The sequence below is a fragment of the Listeria marthii genome, from assembly GCF_014227425.1.
Classification (GTDB): domain Bacteria; phylum Bacillota; class Bacilli; order Lactobacillales; family Listeriaceae; genus Listeria; species Listeria marthii.
In genome coordinates this window covers 227,158-246,061 of the sequence record NZ_JAASWB010000005.1, presented here as the reverse complement: position 1 = coordinate 246,061, position 18,904 = coordinate 227,158, and the positions used below count along the sequence as shown (strand labels likewise).

Annotated in this window: 18 protein-coding genes and 1 pseudogene; 3 read left to right on the top strand and 16 right to left on the bottom strand. The window is 35.8% G+C overall.

From position 1 onward, the window contains the following. Window positions 1-277: 277 nt before the first annotated feature. A complete protein-coding gene (locus tag HCJ55_RS11315) occupies window positions 278-1,360 on the bottom strand; it encodes an SEC-C domain-containing protein (protein ID WP_185518255.1) in 1,083 nt (360 codons plus the stop codon). 179 nt (window positions 1,361-1,539) lie between these two features. On the opposite strand from HCJ55_RS11315, the gene HCJ55_RS14030 reads away from it, so the two are divergent. Further along, the gene (locus tag HCJ55_RS14030) at window positions 1,540-1,626 is read left to right on the top strand and encodes a putative holin-like toxin (RefSeq protein WP_220089436.1); all 87 of its coding nucleotides are present in this window, start codon (window positions 1,540-1,542) and stop codon (window positions 1,624-1,626) included. A 172-nt stretch (window positions 1,627-1,798) separates the two neighbouring features. Here the strand turns inward: HCJ55_RS14030 and HCJ55_RS11310 are convergent, their stop codons facing one another. Genes HCJ55_RS11310 through HCJ55_RS11300 form a run of 3 tightly spaced genes read right to left on the bottom strand, consistent with a single transcriptional unit; the run spans window position 1,799 to window position 4,582 of the window. After that, window positions 1,799-2,494 carry a hypothetical protein gene (locus tag HCJ55_RS11310; RefSeq protein ID WP_185518253.1) on the bottom strand — a complete coding sequence of 232 codons (696 nt, stop codon included), beginning with the start codon at window positions 2,492-2,494 and terminating at the stop codon, window positions 1,799-1,801. A 31-nt stretch (window positions 2,495-2,525) separates the two neighbouring features. Further along, window positions 2,526-2,807, bottom strand: coding sequence for an AP2/ERF family transcription factor (locus HCJ55_RS11305; protein ID WP_185518251.1), 282 nt, complete (start codon window positions 2,805-2,807; stop codon window positions 2,526-2,528). 44 nt (window positions 2,808-2,851) lie between these two features. Next, window positions 2,852-4,582 (bottom strand): DUF4365 domain-containing protein, encoded by a 1,731-nt coding sequence (locus tag HCJ55_RS11300; protein WP_185518249.1) that lies wholly within the window; start codon window positions 4,580-4,582, stop codon window positions 2,852-2,854. A 238-nt stretch (window positions 4,583-4,820) separates the two neighbouring features. On the opposite strand from HCJ55_RS11300, the pseudogene HCJ55_RS13960 reads away from it, so the two are divergent. Further along, a pseudogene (locus HCJ55_RS13960) lies at window positions 4,821-5,084 on the top strand (helix-turn-helix domain-containing protein). 456 nt (window positions 5,085-5,540) lie between these two features. Here HCJ55_RS13960 and HCJ55_RS11290 read toward each other — a convergent pair. From HCJ55_RS11290 to HCJ55_RS11235, 12 genes are all read right to left on the bottom strand, one after another. Continuing rightward, window positions 5,541-5,705 carry a hypothetical protein gene (locus HCJ55_RS11290; RefSeq protein ID WP_185518247.1) on the bottom strand — a complete coding sequence of 55 codons (165 nt, stop codon included), beginning with the start codon at window positions 5,703-5,705 and terminating at the stop codon, window positions 5,541-5,543. A gap of 238 nt (window positions 5,706-5,943) precedes the next feature. Then, window positions 5,944-6,210, bottom strand: coding sequence for a helix-turn-helix domain-containing protein (locus HCJ55_RS11285; RefSeq protein WP_185518245.1), 267 nt, complete (start codon window positions 6,208-6,210; stop codon window positions 5,944-5,946). Window positions 6,211-6,285: 75 nt separating this feature from the next. Beyond that, window positions 6,286-6,591, bottom strand: coding sequence for an LPXTG cell wall anchor domain-containing protein (locus tag HCJ55_RS11280; RefSeq protein WP_185518243.1), 306 nt, complete (start codon window positions 6,589-6,591; stop codon window positions 6,286-6,288). 27 nt (window positions 6,592-6,618) lie between these two features. Continuing rightward, window positions 6,619-7,104, bottom strand: coding sequence for a hypothetical protein (locus HCJ55_RS11275; protein WP_149044224.1), 486 nt, complete (start codon window positions 7,102-7,104; stop codon window positions 6,619-6,621). Between the two features lie 19 nt (window positions 7,105-7,123). Continuing rightward, on the bottom strand, window positions 7,124-7,597 hold the full coding sequence (locus HCJ55_RS11270; RefSeq protein WP_031645302.1) for a hypothetical protein: 474 nt from the start codon (window positions 7,595-7,597) through the stop codon (window positions 7,124-7,126). Between the two features lie 65 nt (window positions 7,598-7,662). Then, window positions 7,663-9,732, bottom strand: coding sequence for a BspA family leucine-rich repeat surface protein (locus HCJ55_RS11265; RefSeq protein WP_185518241.1), 2,070 nt, complete (start codon window positions 9,730-9,732; stop codon window positions 7,663-7,665). Window positions 9,733-9,983: 251 nt separating this feature from the next. Then, the gene (locus HCJ55_RS11260; RefSeq protein ID WP_185518239.1) at window positions 9,984-11,522 is read right to left on the bottom strand and encodes a helix-turn-helix domain-containing protein; all 1,539 of its coding nucleotides are present in this window, start codon (window positions 11,520-11,522) and stop codon (window positions 9,984-9,986) included. A 65-nt stretch (window positions 11,523-11,587) separates the two neighbouring features. Beyond that, window positions 11,588-11,782, bottom strand: a complete 195-nt coding sequence (locus HCJ55_RS13950) for a hypothetical protein (protein ID WP_228470597.1) — start codon at window positions 11,780-11,782, stop codon at window positions 11,588-11,590. A 368-nt stretch (window positions 11,783-12,150) separates the two neighbouring features. Then, window positions 12,151-13,701 (bottom strand): hydantoinase/oxoprolinase N-terminal domain-containing protein, encoded by a 1,551-nt coding sequence (locus HCJ55_RS11250; RefSeq protein ID WP_185518237.1) that lies wholly within the window; start codon window positions 13,699-13,701, stop codon window positions 12,151-12,153. Further along, the gene (locus HCJ55_RS11245) at window positions 13,694-14,794 is read right to left on the bottom strand and encodes an S-methyl thiohydantoin desulfurase family protein (RefSeq protein ID WP_185503088.1); all 1,101 of its coding nucleotides are present in this window, start codon (window positions 14,792-14,794) and stop codon (window positions 13,694-13,696) included. The genes HCJ55_RS11250 and HCJ55_RS11245 overlap by 8 nt, the downstream gene beginning before the upstream one ends. Beyond that, window positions 14,795-16,078, bottom strand: coding sequence for a cytosine permease (locus HCJ55_RS11240; protein ID WP_185518235.1), 1,284 nt, complete (start codon window positions 16,076-16,078; stop codon window positions 14,795-14,797). It lies immediately after the preceding gene. A gap of 135 nt (window positions 16,079-16,213) precedes the next feature. Then, the gene (locus HCJ55_RS11235) at window positions 16,214-17,809 is read right to left on the bottom strand and encodes a PucR family transcriptional regulator (protein ID WP_185518233.1); all 1,596 of its coding nucleotides are present in this window, start codon (window positions 17,807-17,809) and stop codon (window positions 16,214-16,216) included. Window positions 17,810-17,952: 143 nt separating this feature from the next. Here HCJ55_RS11235 and HCJ55_RS11230 point away from each other — a divergent pair, with 143 nt between their 5' ends. After that, the gene (locus HCJ55_RS11230; RefSeq protein ID WP_185518231.1) at window positions 17,953-18,900 is read left to right on the top strand and encodes an AAA family ATPase; all 948 of its coding nucleotides are present in this window, start codon (window positions 17,953-17,955) and stop codon (window positions 18,898-18,900) included. Window positions 18,901-18,904: the final 4 nt, after the last annotated feature.

The following is an 18,904-nucleotide window of genomic DNA, read 5'->3' as shown; positions in this document are numbered from 1 at the left end:
GGATAAAGATATGAAATGTCTTTTACCAAAGTAAGTTGCTCCAAATTTTTGATTGGTTGTACATCTTCAATCTAAAAAACAACAACTTTATCAATTATTACTTAACATCGTTATTTTATATATTAAGTAATATTCCAAATGAATGCAGAAAAACAGAGAAAACGAAAATCGTCTTCCCTCTTAGAATACCAGTATTTACGACATTTATACCAATCTAACTCAATGACATTGAGTTAGATTGGTGTTTTGCATTTTAAAAATTAAATTATAAGGAATACTAATCAAACTTTATTGGAACATTTACTTCCTGATTAGTGTCACTCATAACTAGTTTTTGTGTTAATCCTCCATTTTTAAATACTTCTATAAATTGCTTTTCTACAATTTGCGATTCTTCATAATCTTTATAAAACATACTGTCTTCATCCAATAAGTTCACCAGTTCAAAAATAGCTGTTTCAACATCATTTATATACTTTATTACTTCCCTTTCATTTAGTTCTGTTTCACGAGGATTATGTACTAAACTATTCCTTTTTTTCGCCCCTTCTTGTAGTTCCTTATATTTAGAACTTATAAAACCATCAGTTACAGATTCTAACATTCCTTTATACATTTTTTCTAACGGTGGTGCTGGCATTTCCGTTACTATATACTTCAATTTAGGATTATACCTTATAAAAAATTCTTTTATTGCCAACTCAGCAGCAATTGTGGCATTTATCCATTTGACTGATAAATTTTCCTCGTGCTTTGCATGCTTAAGAAAAATAAACGCTTTAAAAGGTTTAACCCCATTATCCAATTCTTTTTGAATAAATTCTTTCCTCAATTTATTTAACATCCTTGGGGTTTTTATGGTTGCGCTTCCCTTTATATCTTGAGGGAATTTAATCCATTTTTGATTTTCATCATCATAGATAAAATCTCTCACATTTTTTATTAAGTCTCCAGGTTGATTAATTAACAAAGCTAAATCTAGCCATGCAACTAACTCTTCAATAGCTTTTATAAGACTTTTAGGTAGATCATTGATTTCCTTCACAGTTTTTTCAGGGATATTATCCATCAAGTCGGAAAAGGAAATATATTCTTTTAAAAGTGTTTTCTCTACCAAACCAGAAACAGAAACTCTTTTGGTTGCAAATATTTTGTCACTATCTACAGCTATCTTCATTTCAATGCCATCTTTTTGAAAGATTAAATCATCTTTAAGCTCCTCCTGATATTTCATTTCAAGAAATAAATCTATTTCCACTTTTATCAATATGTTTTTTATGCTTTCATCTTCATCTTTACAACATTTTTTATATTTTTTACCACTTCCGCAGGGGCATCCCCCACTACTTGTATATTCCAATTTGGTTCACTCCTTTTAAGATTTCCCTATACTTTTTCTATTTTGTTACTTCTTTTTTTAAATTTCAATCAATGCTATAATAGTATTTGCAGTAGCAAAGTGAATAGACGGTGGCTAATCCTCAGTAGGGGGTGATGCCTATGGTTTACAACGGTTTTACTCCTAGAAAGGAATAAAGCATGTCTGTATTTGAAGCAATGACTTTAATGTTGGCTTTTGCCACATTGGTTGTGCTGATACTAGACTTTAATAAACCAAAAAAATAATCGTCTTTACACTTTGACGGGTGCGAAAAGACGATTATCAATCAATTTTTAAACCTTGTCCACCGTCTTTTTAACGGTGCTGCTGTTAGAGAGTCATGTTCACGCATGGCTCTCTTTTCACTTACATAATAACATATTTTTAGTGAAATAAACAACCTTAATGATTACATGTTCATTTATCTCCTTTTTTGAAAATCGTTTTCTTTTGTATATCGTCACTCAGCTTTTGAACAGCATTAACCTTCTCCTGCATTGTTTTTTTCTCCTCCTCCCATTCGTTCTTATCATATTCCATAATTTTACGAGCTTTATCATACTCCATATTAAGTTCCAATACATGTTTTTTAAAATTGTCTTTGTTTAAATTCTCTTTATCAAAATAGGTTATTCTTAGTAATAAAGGTAAAAAATATACTTTTGCATCCTCTGGTAGCGTACAAATAACTTTTTCCGTCCTTATTAAAAAATTTTTAAATTCATTTTGATAATAAACTAATCTAGTATCCTCTATAAAACCTATAAATTTTTCACTGTCATTCTTTATATATTCGAAAACATCAGCCGTAATAGCAAAATTATTCATTTTACTTTTGTTTAAACTTACTTTATCTATCAATTCATGACGCACTTCTTCAAGCATATCTAGTTCTTCTTGAAGTAAACCTTTTTCAAAAACAATGACTGCTAAAAATAGTGAAAATGAAGCACCTAAACCTCCTATAATTAAGAAAACCTTTTGTACTAATTGCCAAGTAAATACTTCAAAGTGTTCTCCATTACTTATAATATTTCCCATATAAAAAATGCTTACACTAAAACAAATTGCTATACAAAGAGCTGCTATTCTTATAAGTCCTTTATTAACCAAACTATCCACTCTTTTCTATTTATTTTCACTTCTACCTATACTTATCAAGTAGTGGTTTAAAATACTGCTCTTCCCCGTCAATTCTTGCAGCAATCGCTTCTTCTTTCGTAACAAAAGACCCCAAATAATGTTCTACTCCTGATACGCTTATTCTAGCAACCCATTTATTGTCTTTAAAAGTAACCCCCGTGTGTCCACTTTTATTGTCTGATCGCAATTTCTTGTTAAAAAGACTAGAAATCCGTGTATTCTCAACAAGTTCATTATTCGCTTTCATCGTTTCTTTGATTTTTTTTGAAGCTTCCTGGTACATTTCTTTTGTCGCGTTTTCTTGGTAGTTCTTAGAGAGTTCCTTTGCTAGTTCTTTTCCAACAAATTTAGAATAGGCATATCTTCTAAACTAAAACCCTCATTGTTCTTTAGTTCACTTAAAAGTTGAGCTGCATCATTTTTAGCACTCAACAAAATTAACGTTGCTAAGTGTATTCTCTTATCTTCTTCAAACTCTTTTTGGATGGATACTAAATGATTTATGTCTTCCATTGCTAAATTGTCCCAACGTTTTTTTATCTGGTATTTATTTAAATAAATAAGATGTATTTCATTGTTAGTAGTAAATGGTATTATTAATTCTAGAAGTTCAAAAGCTACTAGCAGAAATTGATTATTATTCGTTTGATCATATGCATCAATTAGTCTTACACATATTAAATTAATATCAGAACATGCTTTTTCATGAATTGGAATCAATTTTTCAATAGGTCCTTTAATATTGCAAATTTCAGTATCATTCATTTTAGAAAAATCATCTATCAATATTAGGGGCGTCGTTGTATATTGAATTCCGTCTTCACGTTTCGACCAAAAATTTATTTCAAGGGCAACATTTGAATCCAATAAATTGTATATAGTACCTTTATGCTTCAACAAATACACTAACCGATTATTGAATTCAAATTTCCCCCAAGTATTATCAATTGATGTTTGGTATAGCTCCATTATGCTATTGATTACATCTATATCATTCTCTGTTAATTCTTCATAATGAAAATTCGACGGAACTTTGCAATGGTTTAAAGCTTCTTGTGTCTTCTTAAAAGATTCTAAAGCGTGATTAACACGACTAATAAAATCTTCGTTTACCTCTTCAATAAAAAATTCAGTGACTGGTTTATTGTCAATATATAAATTTATTCCAGTGACTATACCTAGTAATATTTCTAGTAATTCGATAGTCTCTTGGATTTTTCCTTTTGCTTCAAAATCTACTTTAAATCTGCCTTCTTTAAATTTAACTATTAATTGCTGCAAACTACCAATTTGTATTTCTGTTTCTTCTTCACCTTCCATCACAGTAGCAATATAACTATTTGCTCCCTTAATGCCTATAGAAAACTCACTTTTTGTAAAAACGCTTAGTTCTCCAATTTTAAATCTTCTTACGGGAATTTTTAAATCACCTTCATTTTTATATAGTACTGGTGAAACATATTTTAGCGCTTCAACAATATTACTATTTGGCGCAATAATTGTAAAAGTCAAGTCTCTACTTATCTCATTTATGGAACCTAATTCCACATAATCTTTTGTTTGATAATCCTGATCCTTATGGAAGTTCAATAACACCGTTCGAAAGTCCTCTACATTAACTGGTACTTCTCGAAAATCGATGGTTATTGTTCCTTTTTCTTTCTTACCACGAAGTTTTTCATTTTTTTTTAGGATTTCCTTAATATCTATTCGAAGTAAATCACGATAATAGATTTTAGGAACTTTATTTGTGACGTATACCACAAAATAGACAACTCCTCCTACTTTATAATAATAGGTTAGGTCTACTATATCGATTTCATGTCTATTGTGCTTTATAATATTTTTAGTGGTAGTTCCTTTGACTTGGACAGGCACAATTCCAATTAAATCACGTTTACGCTCTCCAGGACCATTATAAATCCTTATAGTTCCATCTGTTGCAGGCTCGGTGCTCTGTTGTGCAAGAAAATCTGATAAATAATCTGATTCCACTATGTAGTTGCTTACTGCATTTACCCCTAATTTCTCAATTTTTGGATTAGTATACTTCACCATACTGCTTCTCTCCTTTATCACTTGATGTCCTCGCTCAACAAAGGTTACTTTTCATAAATTTTAGCAGGTAATGTTCTTACTAAAAATGTTGTGTACTCCAAAATACACCGATTCTATCTAATCTTATTTTATCATTATAGGCTAAATAATGATAATCTATTGTTGCTTAATAGATTATCTACCTTATAATATAAAAAAGGAACTTTCCAGATGATATAATTTGAAAAGAGGTGATACTATGAGTCTTAAAAAGATATTGGAATCAGACGAATCCATAGAAAAGAAAGAACAACAAATAGATGCTTACTACCAATCGTAACTCATTACTAGAGTCGAAGCTTGCGAATTATTAGATGTTTCTACAAAGTCTTTAGACAGATACATAAAGCAGAATAAATTACCTGCTTTCATAAATAAAAACCAAAATATCTTATTGAAAAAAACGGAAGTATTAGCAATAAAACCAGAAGTCGATAAAATGAAAGAAATTTTTAACAAATAAAAGCACCTACTCTTTTTTAGAGTAAGTGCTGTTTTAATTATCTATTGAAATAAACTAATCATTATCAAGAAGACTAATCTGCCTAATTGCTATGCTAACGTAATTTTTTATTGAGAAAATTTTTCATTGGAATCAACCAGCTGTTTTCTTGCTCTCATTGTTTTAAATACGAGATATAGAGCATATGATGATAAAAGCACAATAGCTGGTCCAAGCAAGAAGATGAAAAGTGGATATAAGATAAACGCGAACAGGCTTGTATACATGTACATAGTGAAGAACTAAACAGTTTGGTGTATATTCAAAAATAAAATATATTATCGTTCCAGCTAAACTCATTACTCATCCCTCATTTCTGTTTAATCGTTCTTTTAATGCCTCTTGCAATACTTCAGATAAACTTAACCATTCTTTTTCCGCTTGATAACTAAGCCATGTAGGTAAAGATACCATTTTTCAGATCGGTGGGGATCCATATTTTTCTAAAACCGCCTTTACTTCTATCTCGACAATTAGTGCAATTCTTTCTTCCCATTTCCATGGGTCAGGTTTCACGTTTATATTATTAATTAATTGTTGATAAATAATCTTCTCTAATTCTTCTTTGGACTCCACATACACTTTTTCTAGTGTAGTAGCTGTCCCTTGTAGATTTTCAAATTGGAGGTTTTCGTAAACTAACGAACCATTCTTTTTTTAATTAAAATAGAAGATAGAAAGACTTTGTCCATTTATATGCACCCTCACTCTAATTATTTTATACCCTTTTTCACATTAATTAGGTGTATCAAAAAGAGAAGATTAAATTATCATCCTCTCTTCCATACTACCTATCAGCTTATTCTTAAATTCATCCCTATCAAGGACTTTCCAACAGATTGATTGCTTCATTTAAAAACAAAATCTCTTCTTCTAATTTGTTTTTTTGCTGTTTTAATTCTCTTATCTGTAGAAAAGTCTTCACCTCTTTTGTTTCGAGTTTATCTCTATCATGTAACTTCATCCATTTGTGAAATTCGTAACGAGGGGTACCATACTCCTTGCAGATAGAGTCTATGGTAGACCCCCTAGAGTATAAAACTAGTAGACTTTTTTGAATTTCTTCTGCATATTCGATTCGAGCCATACCTGTCACTTCCTATCTAACACAGAAATTTTTATATCCTTTTTACTTACTACATTACGATGATGTCACAGGGGGTTATTCCTTCTTCTTCCTTTTTCTTTGCATTATCCACCAAATAAGGATGAGCACTAAACCCAGCAAGGTATAGTTAGTTACTGTATCACCTGCTTTAGGTAATGTATGTTGTTTGTTATCCTTATCTGAAGAGGCTGCCAGTTCTTTTTTAGGAATCTCCTGTATGTTTTCTTCATTTACCTCCAAATCATCCTCTGAAATGAGCACCTCAACCACTGTTTGACTAGCTTGAACACGGTCAGGCGATAAGAAGAACATCCCACAAAAGCTGATTAGTACCATTGCCAAAACTAATTTCCTTTTCAAGAAATGCACAACTCCTTTCGTAATTTCTTATTTAAAAGCAGCTGTAAAAGTTAACGTTGTTTGATATGCTCCAGCTTTTTTGTCTCCTTGAGGGTTTCCAATTTGAATTTTACTTACTTCTGTTTCCTCCATCGCATAACCTGAAAAGCTTCCGATAACGGGATTAGCCATTGTTACTGTACTATTATTACTTTTAAAACTACTGGTTATTACGTCCGAAGTAGCGCCAACACGTTGTAATTCAATCTCTCCATCGGCTGATAATCCACTAGATAATGTCACCTCTACTTCTTTTCCTGGTTCTAAGTTACGATTGATTGTTTTCACAGACATTTCTGTGGCATTATCATTAGATAAATTTACTTTTTCTGGTACAACGAGGGTATAATCCCCTTCAACAGAATATTCTACTACTGTATTTCCTTCTTTATCTGCAGCGTAGGCTGTCCCTCCGCTAAAAATTACCATACCCATTGCTGCTACACTTAACGTACTTAATACTAATTTATTCATAAAAAATTTCCTCCTATGTCTATACGACAACTAATTTTAAATTTATTTCAGACCCGTTTAAAGGTGACTGATCGTTTAAAGAAAAACATTCATATTTTAATACTGCATTTTCATATTCGCCTACCGCTAACGTTTTTTCTAATTCAATGGAATACATACCTTTTCCAGGTTCGATTAAATCGGATATCCATAGAACCGAACCATCCGGATGAATAAGCGATATTTTGAAGTAACAATCATTAATTTCCGGATTATGGAAATTGACTGCTTGTTTTGTTTCATTTGCATACAACGTTACTTTTTCAAACCCTGGAATGGCGATTGTATTTTCTTCTCCACTTGTATCCTTCTGTTTTTTCCCGTTCCACTCAACGGCAGAAGGGTCTACATCCAACAGATTTATTTTATCCTTGAATAGAAAATAACTACTGATTCCAATGACACTTACTAGCAATAGTAGTAATGATATAACCACTACTTTTTTCTTCTTCATAGGTAACCTCCAATTTATTAATAACCAAATGACCTTGACATGATTACTATTCTGGCTAATTTACATCATTCATACTTAATCGAAAATACGACGTTCCCCATATATTTTCCTGCCTGGATATTCTCTGGCGCTTCAATAGCCATGACTGCCTCGCCTTCTGTTATTTCCGAATCTGGAGCAAGGATTAAAATCGCTTTTTCTGGATTAGTTTCTGACCCGTCCCAACTCAGTGGCGCCAAACATTGGACTGTTGTGTCTGCCGTATTGGTTAAAGTTAGCTTGTTGCTCTCAGAAACAGACATTGCTGTTCGGTTTAATCCCACGGACAAATCTTTATCTCCTCGATTAATCCCTTCCACTTTCAATTCAGAAGTTTCATTTAAAGAAATAGAAGCCGGAATAATCACTGTATAGTTTTCTATCCATTTTGCGTAGATAGTTATTGATGCATCAGCGGGCAATGAAAAGTCAAACTTATTGGTACAATCTTGATCAAGGTACCACCCATCAAAATAATAATCTTCTTTTACAGGAATCACTTCTTCCCAGTATTCCCCAGAAAATTTATTTTGTACCTTTTGTTCCTCCGCGTATTCAAATTCTCCACCCATCGCATCCATCGTTAAGGAAAGGAAGACACCTTTTCTATAACCAATAGGTTCGCTTTGTCTCCAATGATATGCCTGTAGTTGCGAGACAGTTTCAAACTGCACCCAATTCTTTTCGTCATACCAGTTTGTATTTTCTAACCCATTAAAAACCTTAAAATTGTGACTGACAAACAAGTACGTTAAGGAGGTTGTTCCAGTAAACATATCTATCGTGCTTGCTGCATCTGTAAAATTATTTAGATATAAAGTTTTTAAATTTGCACAATCTTTAAACATGTAGCCCATAAGATCCACTAAACTGGTATCAAAATTACTTAGATCTAGCTCTTCAAGACTAGTACAAGTTAAAAACATGGAAGACATATTAGTTACTGAACTGGTATCAAAATTACTTACATCTAACTCTTCAAGACTATTACAGCCAGCAAACATGGCACGCATAGAAGTTACTGATCTCGTATTAAAATTACTTACATCCAACTTCTCAAGTGTGCTACAATTTCTAAACATGTAAGCCATATCAGTAACAGAGCTGGTATCGAAATTACTTACATCTAGTTTCTTCAGTTTTACACAGCTATCAAACATTCTATACATATCAGTTGCTGAATTGGTATCAAAGTTACTTACATCCAGCTCTTCAAGACTAGTACAATTAGCAAACATTGCATACATATTAGTTACTGAACTGGTATCAAAGTTACCTACATCCAGCTTCTCCAGTTTTTCATTATCATAAAACATGTAAAACATATTAGTTACTGAACTCGTATCAAAATGACTTAAATCCAGTTCCTCAAGTGCGCTACAGCTGTAAAACATATCCCTCATAGTAGTTACTGCGCTAGTATTAAGACCACTCAAATCAAGCTCCCTAAGGCTGGAACAATATTTAAACATAGCTTCCGTAGTGAGTAAAGATGGTGCTGTCGGGTAATCATTATCTCTGATGATAACTTTTTCAATTCCTGAACTATAAAATGCGAGTGCAAAAGAAGTCACTCTAGACAAATTCGAACGTTCAATCCTCACACTCTCAAGTACTGTAAAAACAGTATTTCTAAAATAAGCTTCAAAATTTCCTGTCAAAGTAGCTTCTTCAATCTCTATATGTTTAATTCTGTTCAAATAACTATTCCAAGCGGTTGGTTTACTACTTGGCACGTTACCAAACATATTCAAGCTATATTCACCGTTCGTAGTATTACGATAAATTGTCCAATAAGCCCCTGAGTCTACCACTGTTAAATCCGAATCATCCGAATCGGCAACAGGCTGCTCAAGAACATCTGGATTTTGCTCCAAATCATCCGTAATTGGGATTTCTTCTAAGTTCTCGACCTCTGCTGATTTGTCTTGCGGGACTCCTTCTGTATTGACATTAGAGGTATCCAGAGAACCCAGCTCCTCTTCTGGAAGCTTATTTGCTATATCCATCTCTTGTGCGATAGAAACATTAGCGCTCCCACAAGCAATGAAAATAACGGTAACGATTAGGATGACTCGCATGGAAAGCTTCTTCATCAGCTCCCCTCCTTCTTCGGTAATTAATTTCTAGATGCCTAAGCCTCTAGCTGTTATTTTATTATAGAGGAGTAAGAGAGCACCTCTGGCTATAAAATTTTAACTTCTTAAAATTTTATAGCTTATTAGTTGTGTTTGCTTTTTACCATTAGTACGACACAACCAAAAAAATCCGAGTAACTATCATTACTCGGACAAGACTTTTGTTTTCCATTTAAACGCGTTCCATATCCATTCCAACAAGTATTTTCCTAATTTTTTTTATTAGCAATAAATTTTTTTCTCGCTATTTTCGCTAGATTATCATTAATTTTGACATAATCAGATTCTAGCCATCTGGTATTTACATAGATTATTGGTTGATTGATACGTAAAGATGTCAACACTTCGGGAGATACGGAAAAATCACTTATATATAAATCCACCACCGGATCAACTTGATTAATTATTTCCAGATTGTAGTAGCTAGAAAAATATCTCATAAAATCAAATACGGCTGTTTCATTAGATATAGTTGATAAAATAGTTACTTTGATAGGCAAGGTGTGTATAGAAAAATCAATCCGCTTATCCAAAATGATCAGATAATCTGAAGTAAGTCTTTCTTCAAACGGTTTTAATAGACGCATTTCTTTTAGATTTACTAATTGACTAATCAATGGTTCTAGATGATTCACTTTATGGATTTTTCTTATATTTCGATCAAGATCTGTATACCCTGGCACAATATTATTGAACTTATTGATTAAATTATCAAGTAAGAAATATCTATAATTTATACTCGCAAAGGAGTAACGGAGCAATTCCATCTCTTTTTCTGAAAATGGAATAGAGAGATTATCATTTACTCGTTCACTGGCAAAATCAACTAGTTTCATGAAGCCCATTTTTTCTAACTGTTCATCCATGTAGAAAAAGGAAGGCATTTTTTCAATGGAAGAATAACTGCCGAAAGCAATAATGGTACTCAGTATGATTTGCGTCGTGTAGGTAATTTCTTTATAGTTCCTATTCGGAAGTTGTTTCGCTACCTTTTTAATGAACGCACTCTCTGATTTCTTAGACTCCTCGGTGCAAGCCTTATATAGGGCCACTTTAAACTGCCTAGTTGTGTCAATTTGACAATTCATTCTATCTCTTAATAAATGCATAGCCACATAATAGTGAATCATCATCGCCTTATCTATCGAGTTTGCTCTATAAATTTCTTTTGGGCAACTCTCTAATAAGTCGGTGATTTCATCATATCGAACAAAAGAAAATGGCCAACGATCCCCGCTATATGCGACTAAAAAAAGGAAGGCATAGAATATTCTTAATGAAAATTCATCCCCCGTTATTTCTACCTGATTTCCTGTAGAAATATACAAGTTCCGTTCACTTAGCTCTTCATTCAATTCTTTTATTTCTTTTTTTATCCCAGAATAAGAAACATGTACTTTTTTTGCCAATGCTTGTAGATTAGGGAAGGAAGACAGCAACAAAGTTTCGAGAATTTGAAATTTGGGTGACTCTCTAATATAGGCGTTGATAATGAGTTGAATACTACAATTATCCGATATTTTTAAGGTATAGGACAAATTTGGCGCGGAGTGAACAATCGAAAACGCTTTATACCCAAAGCGTTCAATATCAAAATTGATTGTTTTAATCGTAGAAATGAGTGTTGGATACGTAATGTTCAAATCATTTAATAGTTCCTCTTGTGTACTTGTATGATTTTCCGCATAAAAAATCTTCTCAAGAAGCGCTACCTTTTTTTGGCTTTTTGAATCTATATATTCTCTCATTAAAAACACTTCCTTCAAATGTTACTTTTTATGTAAAATCCATGTAGCTGCAATTAGATGTTCCTCTAAGTCATCGTATCCGCTCCATTGGCTCTTGTTACTAATTGTTTCTTTCCCAGTTCAAAATCCACTTCTGGGGTCCCCTCTAGCTCTTCCACCAATTGTAAATGATTTTGTTCAAATAAATTCAGCAATTCGTTTCGAGTGAGATATTCATGATTTTGATACTTCTCCTGGTTATTGCACGCTAATTCAGGCACATATGCTTTATCTATAATAACATCTTTCGGACTACTACCCAATCCAAAAAAGGCATGTGAAAAATACGGAATAAACGGTAATATTTCAATTGATTTAGAAGTGAATGACGCGCGGCAAGCTTTTGTTCGGTTCCTTTATTCATTTATTTACCCTACTAGAATATTTTTAGTTAGCGTTTGGGTTGTTTTTCTAGATAATTAGTATAAGAATTGATTTATTTAAATCCATGTCTAAAATAACACAAATTGTGTCAATATACATAATTTTATACATATGGGATTACGTTATACAAAAACAAGCTGGAAGCAAAGTAATTTCTTACTTTGTTTCCAGCCTGAAGTCAGCAATGCTCCACTATTTACTCTTCTTAAACCAAATTCCCCACAACTTTCACGCGCAATCTGGTCGCATTGCCCGGATGATACGCTAATGGGATTTCTTCCACTTCGACCACTTCAATCGAATTTTCTACTGCGCCGGCGAGAGTTGCTTGTTCTCTTGCTTTTTGCTCAGCATCTTGCAGCGCTTCTTCCCGCTCGATTTGGGAATAGATGTAGATTTGTTCGTATTGTCCGCTGATTTGGGAAATGGATGCGCCAATTGCGTTGGCGACTGGGCCGTTTTTGTCGCGGAAAATTTTTGCGACGCCGGGAATTTCATCAGGGATAATGACGCTGCCGCCACCAACAAGTACTAGATTGACGTTACTTGAGCTGGTTTTCATTTTATCAATCGCATCTTCGGTCATGTCGGCGATTAATTTATACGCTTTTTCAGCAAAATTGGTTGGGATATGCGCAACGAGTTGAGCGTCGCCAATGTCCGCCATGCCTAGACGAACTGCAATATCAGTTGTTGTCATCGTTTTGCCGCCGAAAACTAGCGCCTCTTCGGAAATACGATAACCAACGCTATCAGGGCCAATTGTTATTTCCCCGTCTTGCTCGCGAATGACACTTCCTCCGCCTAGTCCGATGGAAATAATATCAGGCATTCTAAAATTAGTACGCACGCCGCCAACATCGACTGCAAGCGAGGACTCTCTTGGGAAGCCATCCGTCAGCACTCCAATATCAGAAGTGGTGCCTCCAACATCGAGTACCATTGCGTCTTTTAGTCCCGCCAAGTAGGAAGCGCCGCGGATACTATTCGTTGGTCCGCAAGCAATCGTCAAAATCGGGAACTGTCTTGCATAATTAAGCGACATCAACGTCCCGTCATTTTGGCAAAGATAGATTTCCGCGTGCGCGATTCCTTCTTGTTCTAGCGCTTTTTCGAAACCGTCACTCGTTGCGGCGATAACTTTGAAAAGGGCTGCGTTTAGGATTGTCGCATTTTCGCGTTCAATTAGTCCTACTGAACCTACCGAAGAGGAAATCGAAACAGGGATATCCGCGCCTAGTTCTTCTTCGATAATTTTTTGAACAGCTAATTCTTGGTCGTTTTTCAAAGAAGAGAAGACGCCAACAACTGCAACGGATTCTACATCGCCTTTCCAACCAGCCAATGTTTCACGAATTTCTGCTTCGTTGATTTCTGATAGCACCTGACCATCGTACTCATAGCCGCCACCAGTCAGTTTATATTTTCCGGATAAAAAGCCAACCATGTCTTCCGGCCAAGCTGTATAAGGTAAAACGGATGCTGTTGCTGGATAACCTAAACGAAGAACGCCAACTTTCGCTAATTTTTTACGTTCAACGATTGCGTTTGTACACTGCGTTGTTCCAAGCATGGCGTGTGTTACTTTCGAGCGATCAATTCCAGTTTCACTCAGCACGCGATGAAGCGACTCGGTAATTCCTGTTTCAATATCTTCACTTGTTGGCATTTTTACACTATGAATTAGTTTTTGATTTTCATCTAAAATAACGGCATCGGTGTTTGTACCACCAACGTCAATTCCAATTTTATACATGGCGGCGTTCCTCCTTTTTGACAAGTTCTTCTAGCGGTTCAAAATCGACATCATAGCCGAAATAGCGCGGCCCAACTGTTTCGATGCCTTTCTCGGTACGCCAAGCATCATCAGCTGGAAGTGCCATCACGCGGACACGTTTGCCATATTTTAGCGCTTCTGTTGTTACTGGCATTAGCGTTTCCAGATCCACCATACAAATTAAATCTGGTGTAATTGCGATAGGTTCGCCATTTTTCTCTGCAACAAGGTTTTCATTTTGGAAATGTACGATGACTTCGCTGCCAGCGTCTTTGTTAAGACCGTCAATTTTCACACGTCCAAAGTTGAAGCCAGCGCGCGTTTCACGAATAACATCAGTGATTTTCCCTTCGAATAAATGGTAACCCTGCGTCACATCCAATAGTTTTTGCAGTTTTTCCGCTTCATCAATAGATGTTTCGCGAATGACTTTACCGATTTCTTCTGAAAGTGTCACGATATTTTTAATACTACTTTGTTTAATTTGCGCACCATTACAAGGATACAAGCTAACAAGCGAACTTGCGCCCATTTCGACTGTAGTTACGCGTGCAAGTCGTTCAGTCCATCTGTTATCGATTGTTTCCATGATGCCGATATTGCCTTTTTCATCGGTGATAGCCATTGGCGTTGCGGAAATGCCGTCTAGATGGAACGTCACCATTTGTAGTTCTGGGAAAGCTCGGCCCATGCCATCACAATCGACCATTGGTAAGCCAAGTTGCGCTGCTACAACGATTGGAATCATCGAGTTAACGCCGCCCGCTTCCATTGGAAATGTTCCTTTTACTTCTTTTCCTACATATTTACCTAGTTTTTCAAAGACACGAACGAATTCGTCCCCTTTTGGAAATTTTTCTATAAGTACAGATGGCGCTCCCATCATTGCTGCTGGAATAAAATAGTCATCGTCAGCGATTTCGTCTGGAGATAAAAGCTGAATTGGTCCGTATTTTTTAATCGCTGTTAGGGCCATCATTTTGCCCATATACGGATCTCCTCCGCCACCAGTGCCTAAAAATGCCGCACCAATCGCAATATCTTCAATAGCTTGTTCGTCTAAGTAACGCATTTATTTTCCCTCCAAGTTCTCTACTTTTTCCGTTTTTCCACTTAAAACTTTTGCCCCGACTAGATAAACAATTAGTGACAAAATAATACCGATAAGTGGTTGATTTGGTAATTGTGGTAGTGAAGGGAAGAATGTCAAAATGACTGGAATTCCTGCAATCACAGCACCTACTAACCAAGAGCCTACGCCAAGCCAGTTAACGCCTGCAACTGGTGCCCATTTGGATTTGTCGCCTTTTTGAACGATCCAGTAAGAAGCAATCATTACTCCGGCAACTGGTGGAACCATCGCTGAAAGTACGGACATAATTGGTACAAAATGGTTTAGAATACCGATAACAGCTAGCAGTGTTCCAAGTCCACCAGCAACTGCTACGGCAACTTTATGATATTTTTCAGAGATGTTGAAAACGTTAATAATCGCGATCCCGCCGGAAAATGCATTTACTGCATTGGTTGTCCAAGCTGCCAAAATCAAACCGATAATTCCAAGTACTGGCAAACCTAGATTAGTAAATACAACGGAAATATCTGCCGTTCCAGCTGTTAGTGCAAGAACTGCACCAACTGTAATCATTAGAACACCTGAGGGCAAAATGCCGATGATCGCTGCTTTAACAACGTCTTTACGTGATTTTGTATATTGCGAGTAATCGCCGGCAATAACGGCACCTAATGCGAACGAGCCGATTGTAATCGCAAGTCCGGTCATGAACGACATGCTGTTTGCTGGTTTATAATTTTCAACAATCGCAAGTCCGCCATTGTTTAACGAAACAACCAAACCATAAATACATACAAAAAGTAAAATCGGAACTGCAATATAATTTAAAATACTCAAAATTCGAATACCATAGATAGCTGATAGTAACATAATAACTCCCCAAATCAAGGAAGATGCTGGTATTGGAACATTAATTCCATAAATACCAAGGAACTGTGAAAATGCTGCGCCACAGACGTTTGCTTGAATACCAAACCATCCTAGACAAGCAATCGCTAAAAGAATCGATATAATTTTCTTGGATCCTTGTTCGCCAAATACTTGCGATGCTACGCTAACTGCCGGAATGCCTAAGTCACTACTTTGCATTCCTTGATATATCATAAATAAGACAATAACTCCATATCCTAAAAGTGCTATTAAAATTGCTTCCCATAGAGGCATGCCCGAAATAAGCGTTCCACCTACAAGGAGACTCGGTACGCAAATCATTGCGCCAGTCCATAAAAATGCCAAACTTTGCCAGGATTGTGTCTGCTCAACTGTGTTTTTCTCTGTCATAATGTTTCGCCCCTTTTTTTCTTGAATTTGTTCTATTAAGGACTAATTATATAAGAACTAGCTATCATTTGTATTTATCTGAATTGAAAAAAAACAGCGCAATCTTTGTCACTTTGGACAAAAATCATGCTATTTTTAATTATTATTGTTTGTTTCGCCAAGCAAACGACGAATTGCTACAGCTAAATAGAGATTATACGACTCTGGAATTTTTGTTGCTGGATATTGCAACAATTCATTAACCCTCTGAATTCGGTATTTAATCGTATTTTTATGCAAAAATAGCAGTTCGGCGGCTTGATTATAATTCGACTCGCCTTCTAGCAAAAACACTGACAACGTTTCAATTAATTCTTCGTTATCGTCTAATGCTTTTAGTGGCTTCATTTGTTCCGCAATCGCCAATTCTCCGCGATTAACGATATCCACACATTTGGCTGCAAAATCGATTTCTTGAAGTGAATAAATCGGTTTATTAGCGTAAATCGCATTGGCAGCATTTTTATATTCATTTACGAGCGAATAAGCACTCTGAACATCCGAAGTCTGCTCCATTCCCTGGCAAACGGTGATTTTTAGTTCAATTCCAATTTCCTTCATCATCGTCGCAAACTCATTGGCCGTATGCGTCCGATCTCGCTGCGCAACGGAATTATCAAGCAAAACAACGATATTCTTCTCAAATAAATCAATCAAAGAAACATCAAAATGGCTAGCGACAAAGCTTTTTAGTTCGCTCAAAACCCGCTCGTTGTCACGAATTTCTTCCGTTTTCACGAGCCACATCCATTTAATAGAAGAAACATCGACATTTAAAATTTTACCAAGTCGGCGCATCTTCACACTTTCATCATTCAAAATGGCCTTCATTAGCTCCGCCGTACTGATTTCGACATAGTTGCGGCCCCATAAGTTCATAAATACTTGGACTACTTCCGTAATTTGCATGACTACATCTGTTGTTAGCGCCCCTTTTTCCTTCATCATAAACAAGTGCATCGCCTGCATTCCATCTTGAAAAATCGGCTTTCTCGCTGTATAAAATTCACGTTCATCTAAAGTGAGTTGCACGAGTTCCTGTTCATTTATTTGTTTGGAAGCTTCAATCACTTTTTCAAAATCCCAGTGGCGCGTGCGTGGCCAAGTGATTGAATTAATTACTTGAAAGGAATTGTCGGTCAAAACGAGTGAAGTGTGCGTTCTGTCAGACAAGATTTTAAGCGTCGTATCAATATTCCGCTGCGGAGGCCGCACACTCGAAATCTGTTCTAACGATTCAGTTACAAAGTTGGTATCTGTCATTTCTTGCTTAACAATCGCTTCAACCACTTCATAAATCACTTCGCTATACCTTAGTGACATTTCGTTTTCCGGCATCACGATAATCGTAAAATCCAGTTCATTCGCAAAATCAATCAGCTTTTGATCAATTTTCGGCATAAAAATTCCAACGTAGTAAAGAATTAAAGCAACTTCCCCGACCTTATGTAATCGTTCAATCGTGCGGCACTGTGCCTCAACATCATCACGAATATTCACAAAAGCAGATACAACAATTTCACTGCCATAAAATTCATCATTATCAAATAAATCATCTTCTAAAAGAGCTACTTCTGTGTATTCTAAAACAGAAATAGACGAAACTAGCTTAGATAATCCAGACTTCCCAGATACTACTTTCGCTTCTTTTAAAGATGGTAATTTCATTAAATCAGCCAATTTAACGCTCAAAGTTCGCCACCTCCAGTTATTCTAAGTGTAAACAATCTCCTAGAAAAAGTCCATGCCACGTTAAATCTTTTACATTCAAGGTTGATTATAGTAGCATTAAACCATGAATACACATATTCTGACTAAAACATAGGAGGCAAATTATGTCTATAGAGCCATCCATTAAAATAAATGAGATTATTAATGAAGTTGAAAAAGTTATCGTCGGTAAACGACATGTTGTTAAATTAAGCTTAACTGCCCTACTTGCGGGTGGTCACGTATTACTGGAAGATGTTCCCGGAGTTGGTAAAACAATGATGGTGCGCACACTTGCAAAAACAATCGGGGTTTCCTTTAAACGAATTCAATTTACGCCGGATTTATTACCAGCAGATGTGACTGGGGTTTCGATTTTTAACCCAGAAACGCGTGATTTTGAATTCCGTCCAGGTCCGGTTATGGGAAATATTGTTCTCGCCGATGAAATTAATCGAACTGCACCGCGCACACAGGCCGCTTTACTGGAAGGTATGGCCGAAAACAGTGTGACAGTTGATGGGATTACGCGCAAACTCGCTGATCCGTTTTTCGTAATGGCGACGCAAAACCCGATTGAATACGAAGGCACTTACGCTTTGCCAGAAGCCCAATTAGACCGATTTTTACTTAAAATCAATATTGGTTATCCGACAGTTGAAGAAGAAATGCAGCTGCTTACTTTAAAACAATACCAAGATCCACTTGACCAAACGATACAAGTTGTAACGCTGGAAGAATTGTTGAATTTAAAAAATAAAGCAAAACAAGTTTTTATTGATGATGTGTTGAAAAATTATATTATTCGCTTAGTCGATGCGAGTCGGAAACACCCTTCTGTTGCGCTTGGGATTAGTCCGCGTGGCTCGCTGGCGTTTATGCAAGCCGCTCAAGCTTTTGCGCTTATTGAAGGTCGCGATTATGTGATTCCTGATGATATTCAGTATTTAGCGCCGTATATTTTCACCCATCGTCTTATTTTGAAGTCTGAAGCTTATTATAATGAGGAAACAGCCGAATCCATTATTGCTTCCATTTTGAAAAACACGTCAGTTCCGGTAGAGAAGAGGTAACTCA

Bases quoted from the DNA above. Each gene is read 5' to 3' on its own strand.
- HCJ55_RS11275 (WP_149044224.1), bottom strand. From the start codon at position 7,104: ATGAATAAATTAGTATTAAGTACGTTAAGTGTAGCAGCAATGGGTATG.
- HCJ55_RS11260 (WP_185518239.1), bottom strand. From the start codon at position 11,522: ATGAGAGAATATATAGATTCAAAAAGCCAAAAAAAGGTAGCGCTTCTT.
- HCJ55_RS11230 (WP_185518231.1), top strand. From the start codon at position 17,953: ATGTCTATAGAGCCATCCATTAAAATAAATGAGATTATTAATGAAGTT.
- HCJ55_RS11245 (WP_185503088.1), bottom strand. From the start codon at position 14,794: ATGCGTTACTTAGACGAACAAGCTATTGAAGATATTGCGATTGGTGCG.
- HCJ55_RS11250 (WP_185518237.1), bottom strand. From the start codon at position 13,701: ATGTATAAAATTGGAATTGACGTTGGTGGTACAAACACCGATGCCGTT.
- HCJ55_RS11270 (WP_031645302.1), bottom strand. From the start codon at position 7,597: ATGAAGAAGAAAAAAGTAGTGGTTATATCATTACTACTATTGCTAGTA.
- HCJ55_RS11285 (WP_185518245.1), bottom strand. From the start codon at position 6,210: ATGGCTCGAATCGAATATGCAGAAGAAATTCAAAAAAGTCTACTAGTT.
- HCJ55_RS11240 (WP_185518235.1), bottom strand. From the start codon at position 16,078: ATGACAGAGAAAAACACAGTTGAGCAGACACAATCCTGGCAAAGTTTG.
- HCJ55_RS14030 (WP_220089436.1), top strand. From the start codon at position 1,540: ATGTCTGTATTTGAAGCAATGACTTTAATGTTGGCTTTTGCCACATTG.
- HCJ55_RS11305 (WP_185518251.1), bottom strand. From the start codon at position 2,807: ATGTACCAGGAAGCTTCAAAAAAAATCAAAGAAACGATGAAAGCGAAT.
- HCJ55_RS11265 (WP_185518241.1), bottom strand. From the start codon at position 9,732: ATGAAGAAGCTTTCCATGCGAGTCATCCTAATCGTTACCGTTATTTTC.
- HCJ55_RS11300 (WP_185518249.1), bottom strand. From the start codon at position 4,582: ATGGTGAAGTATACTAATCCAAAAATTGAGAAATTAGGGGTAAATGCA.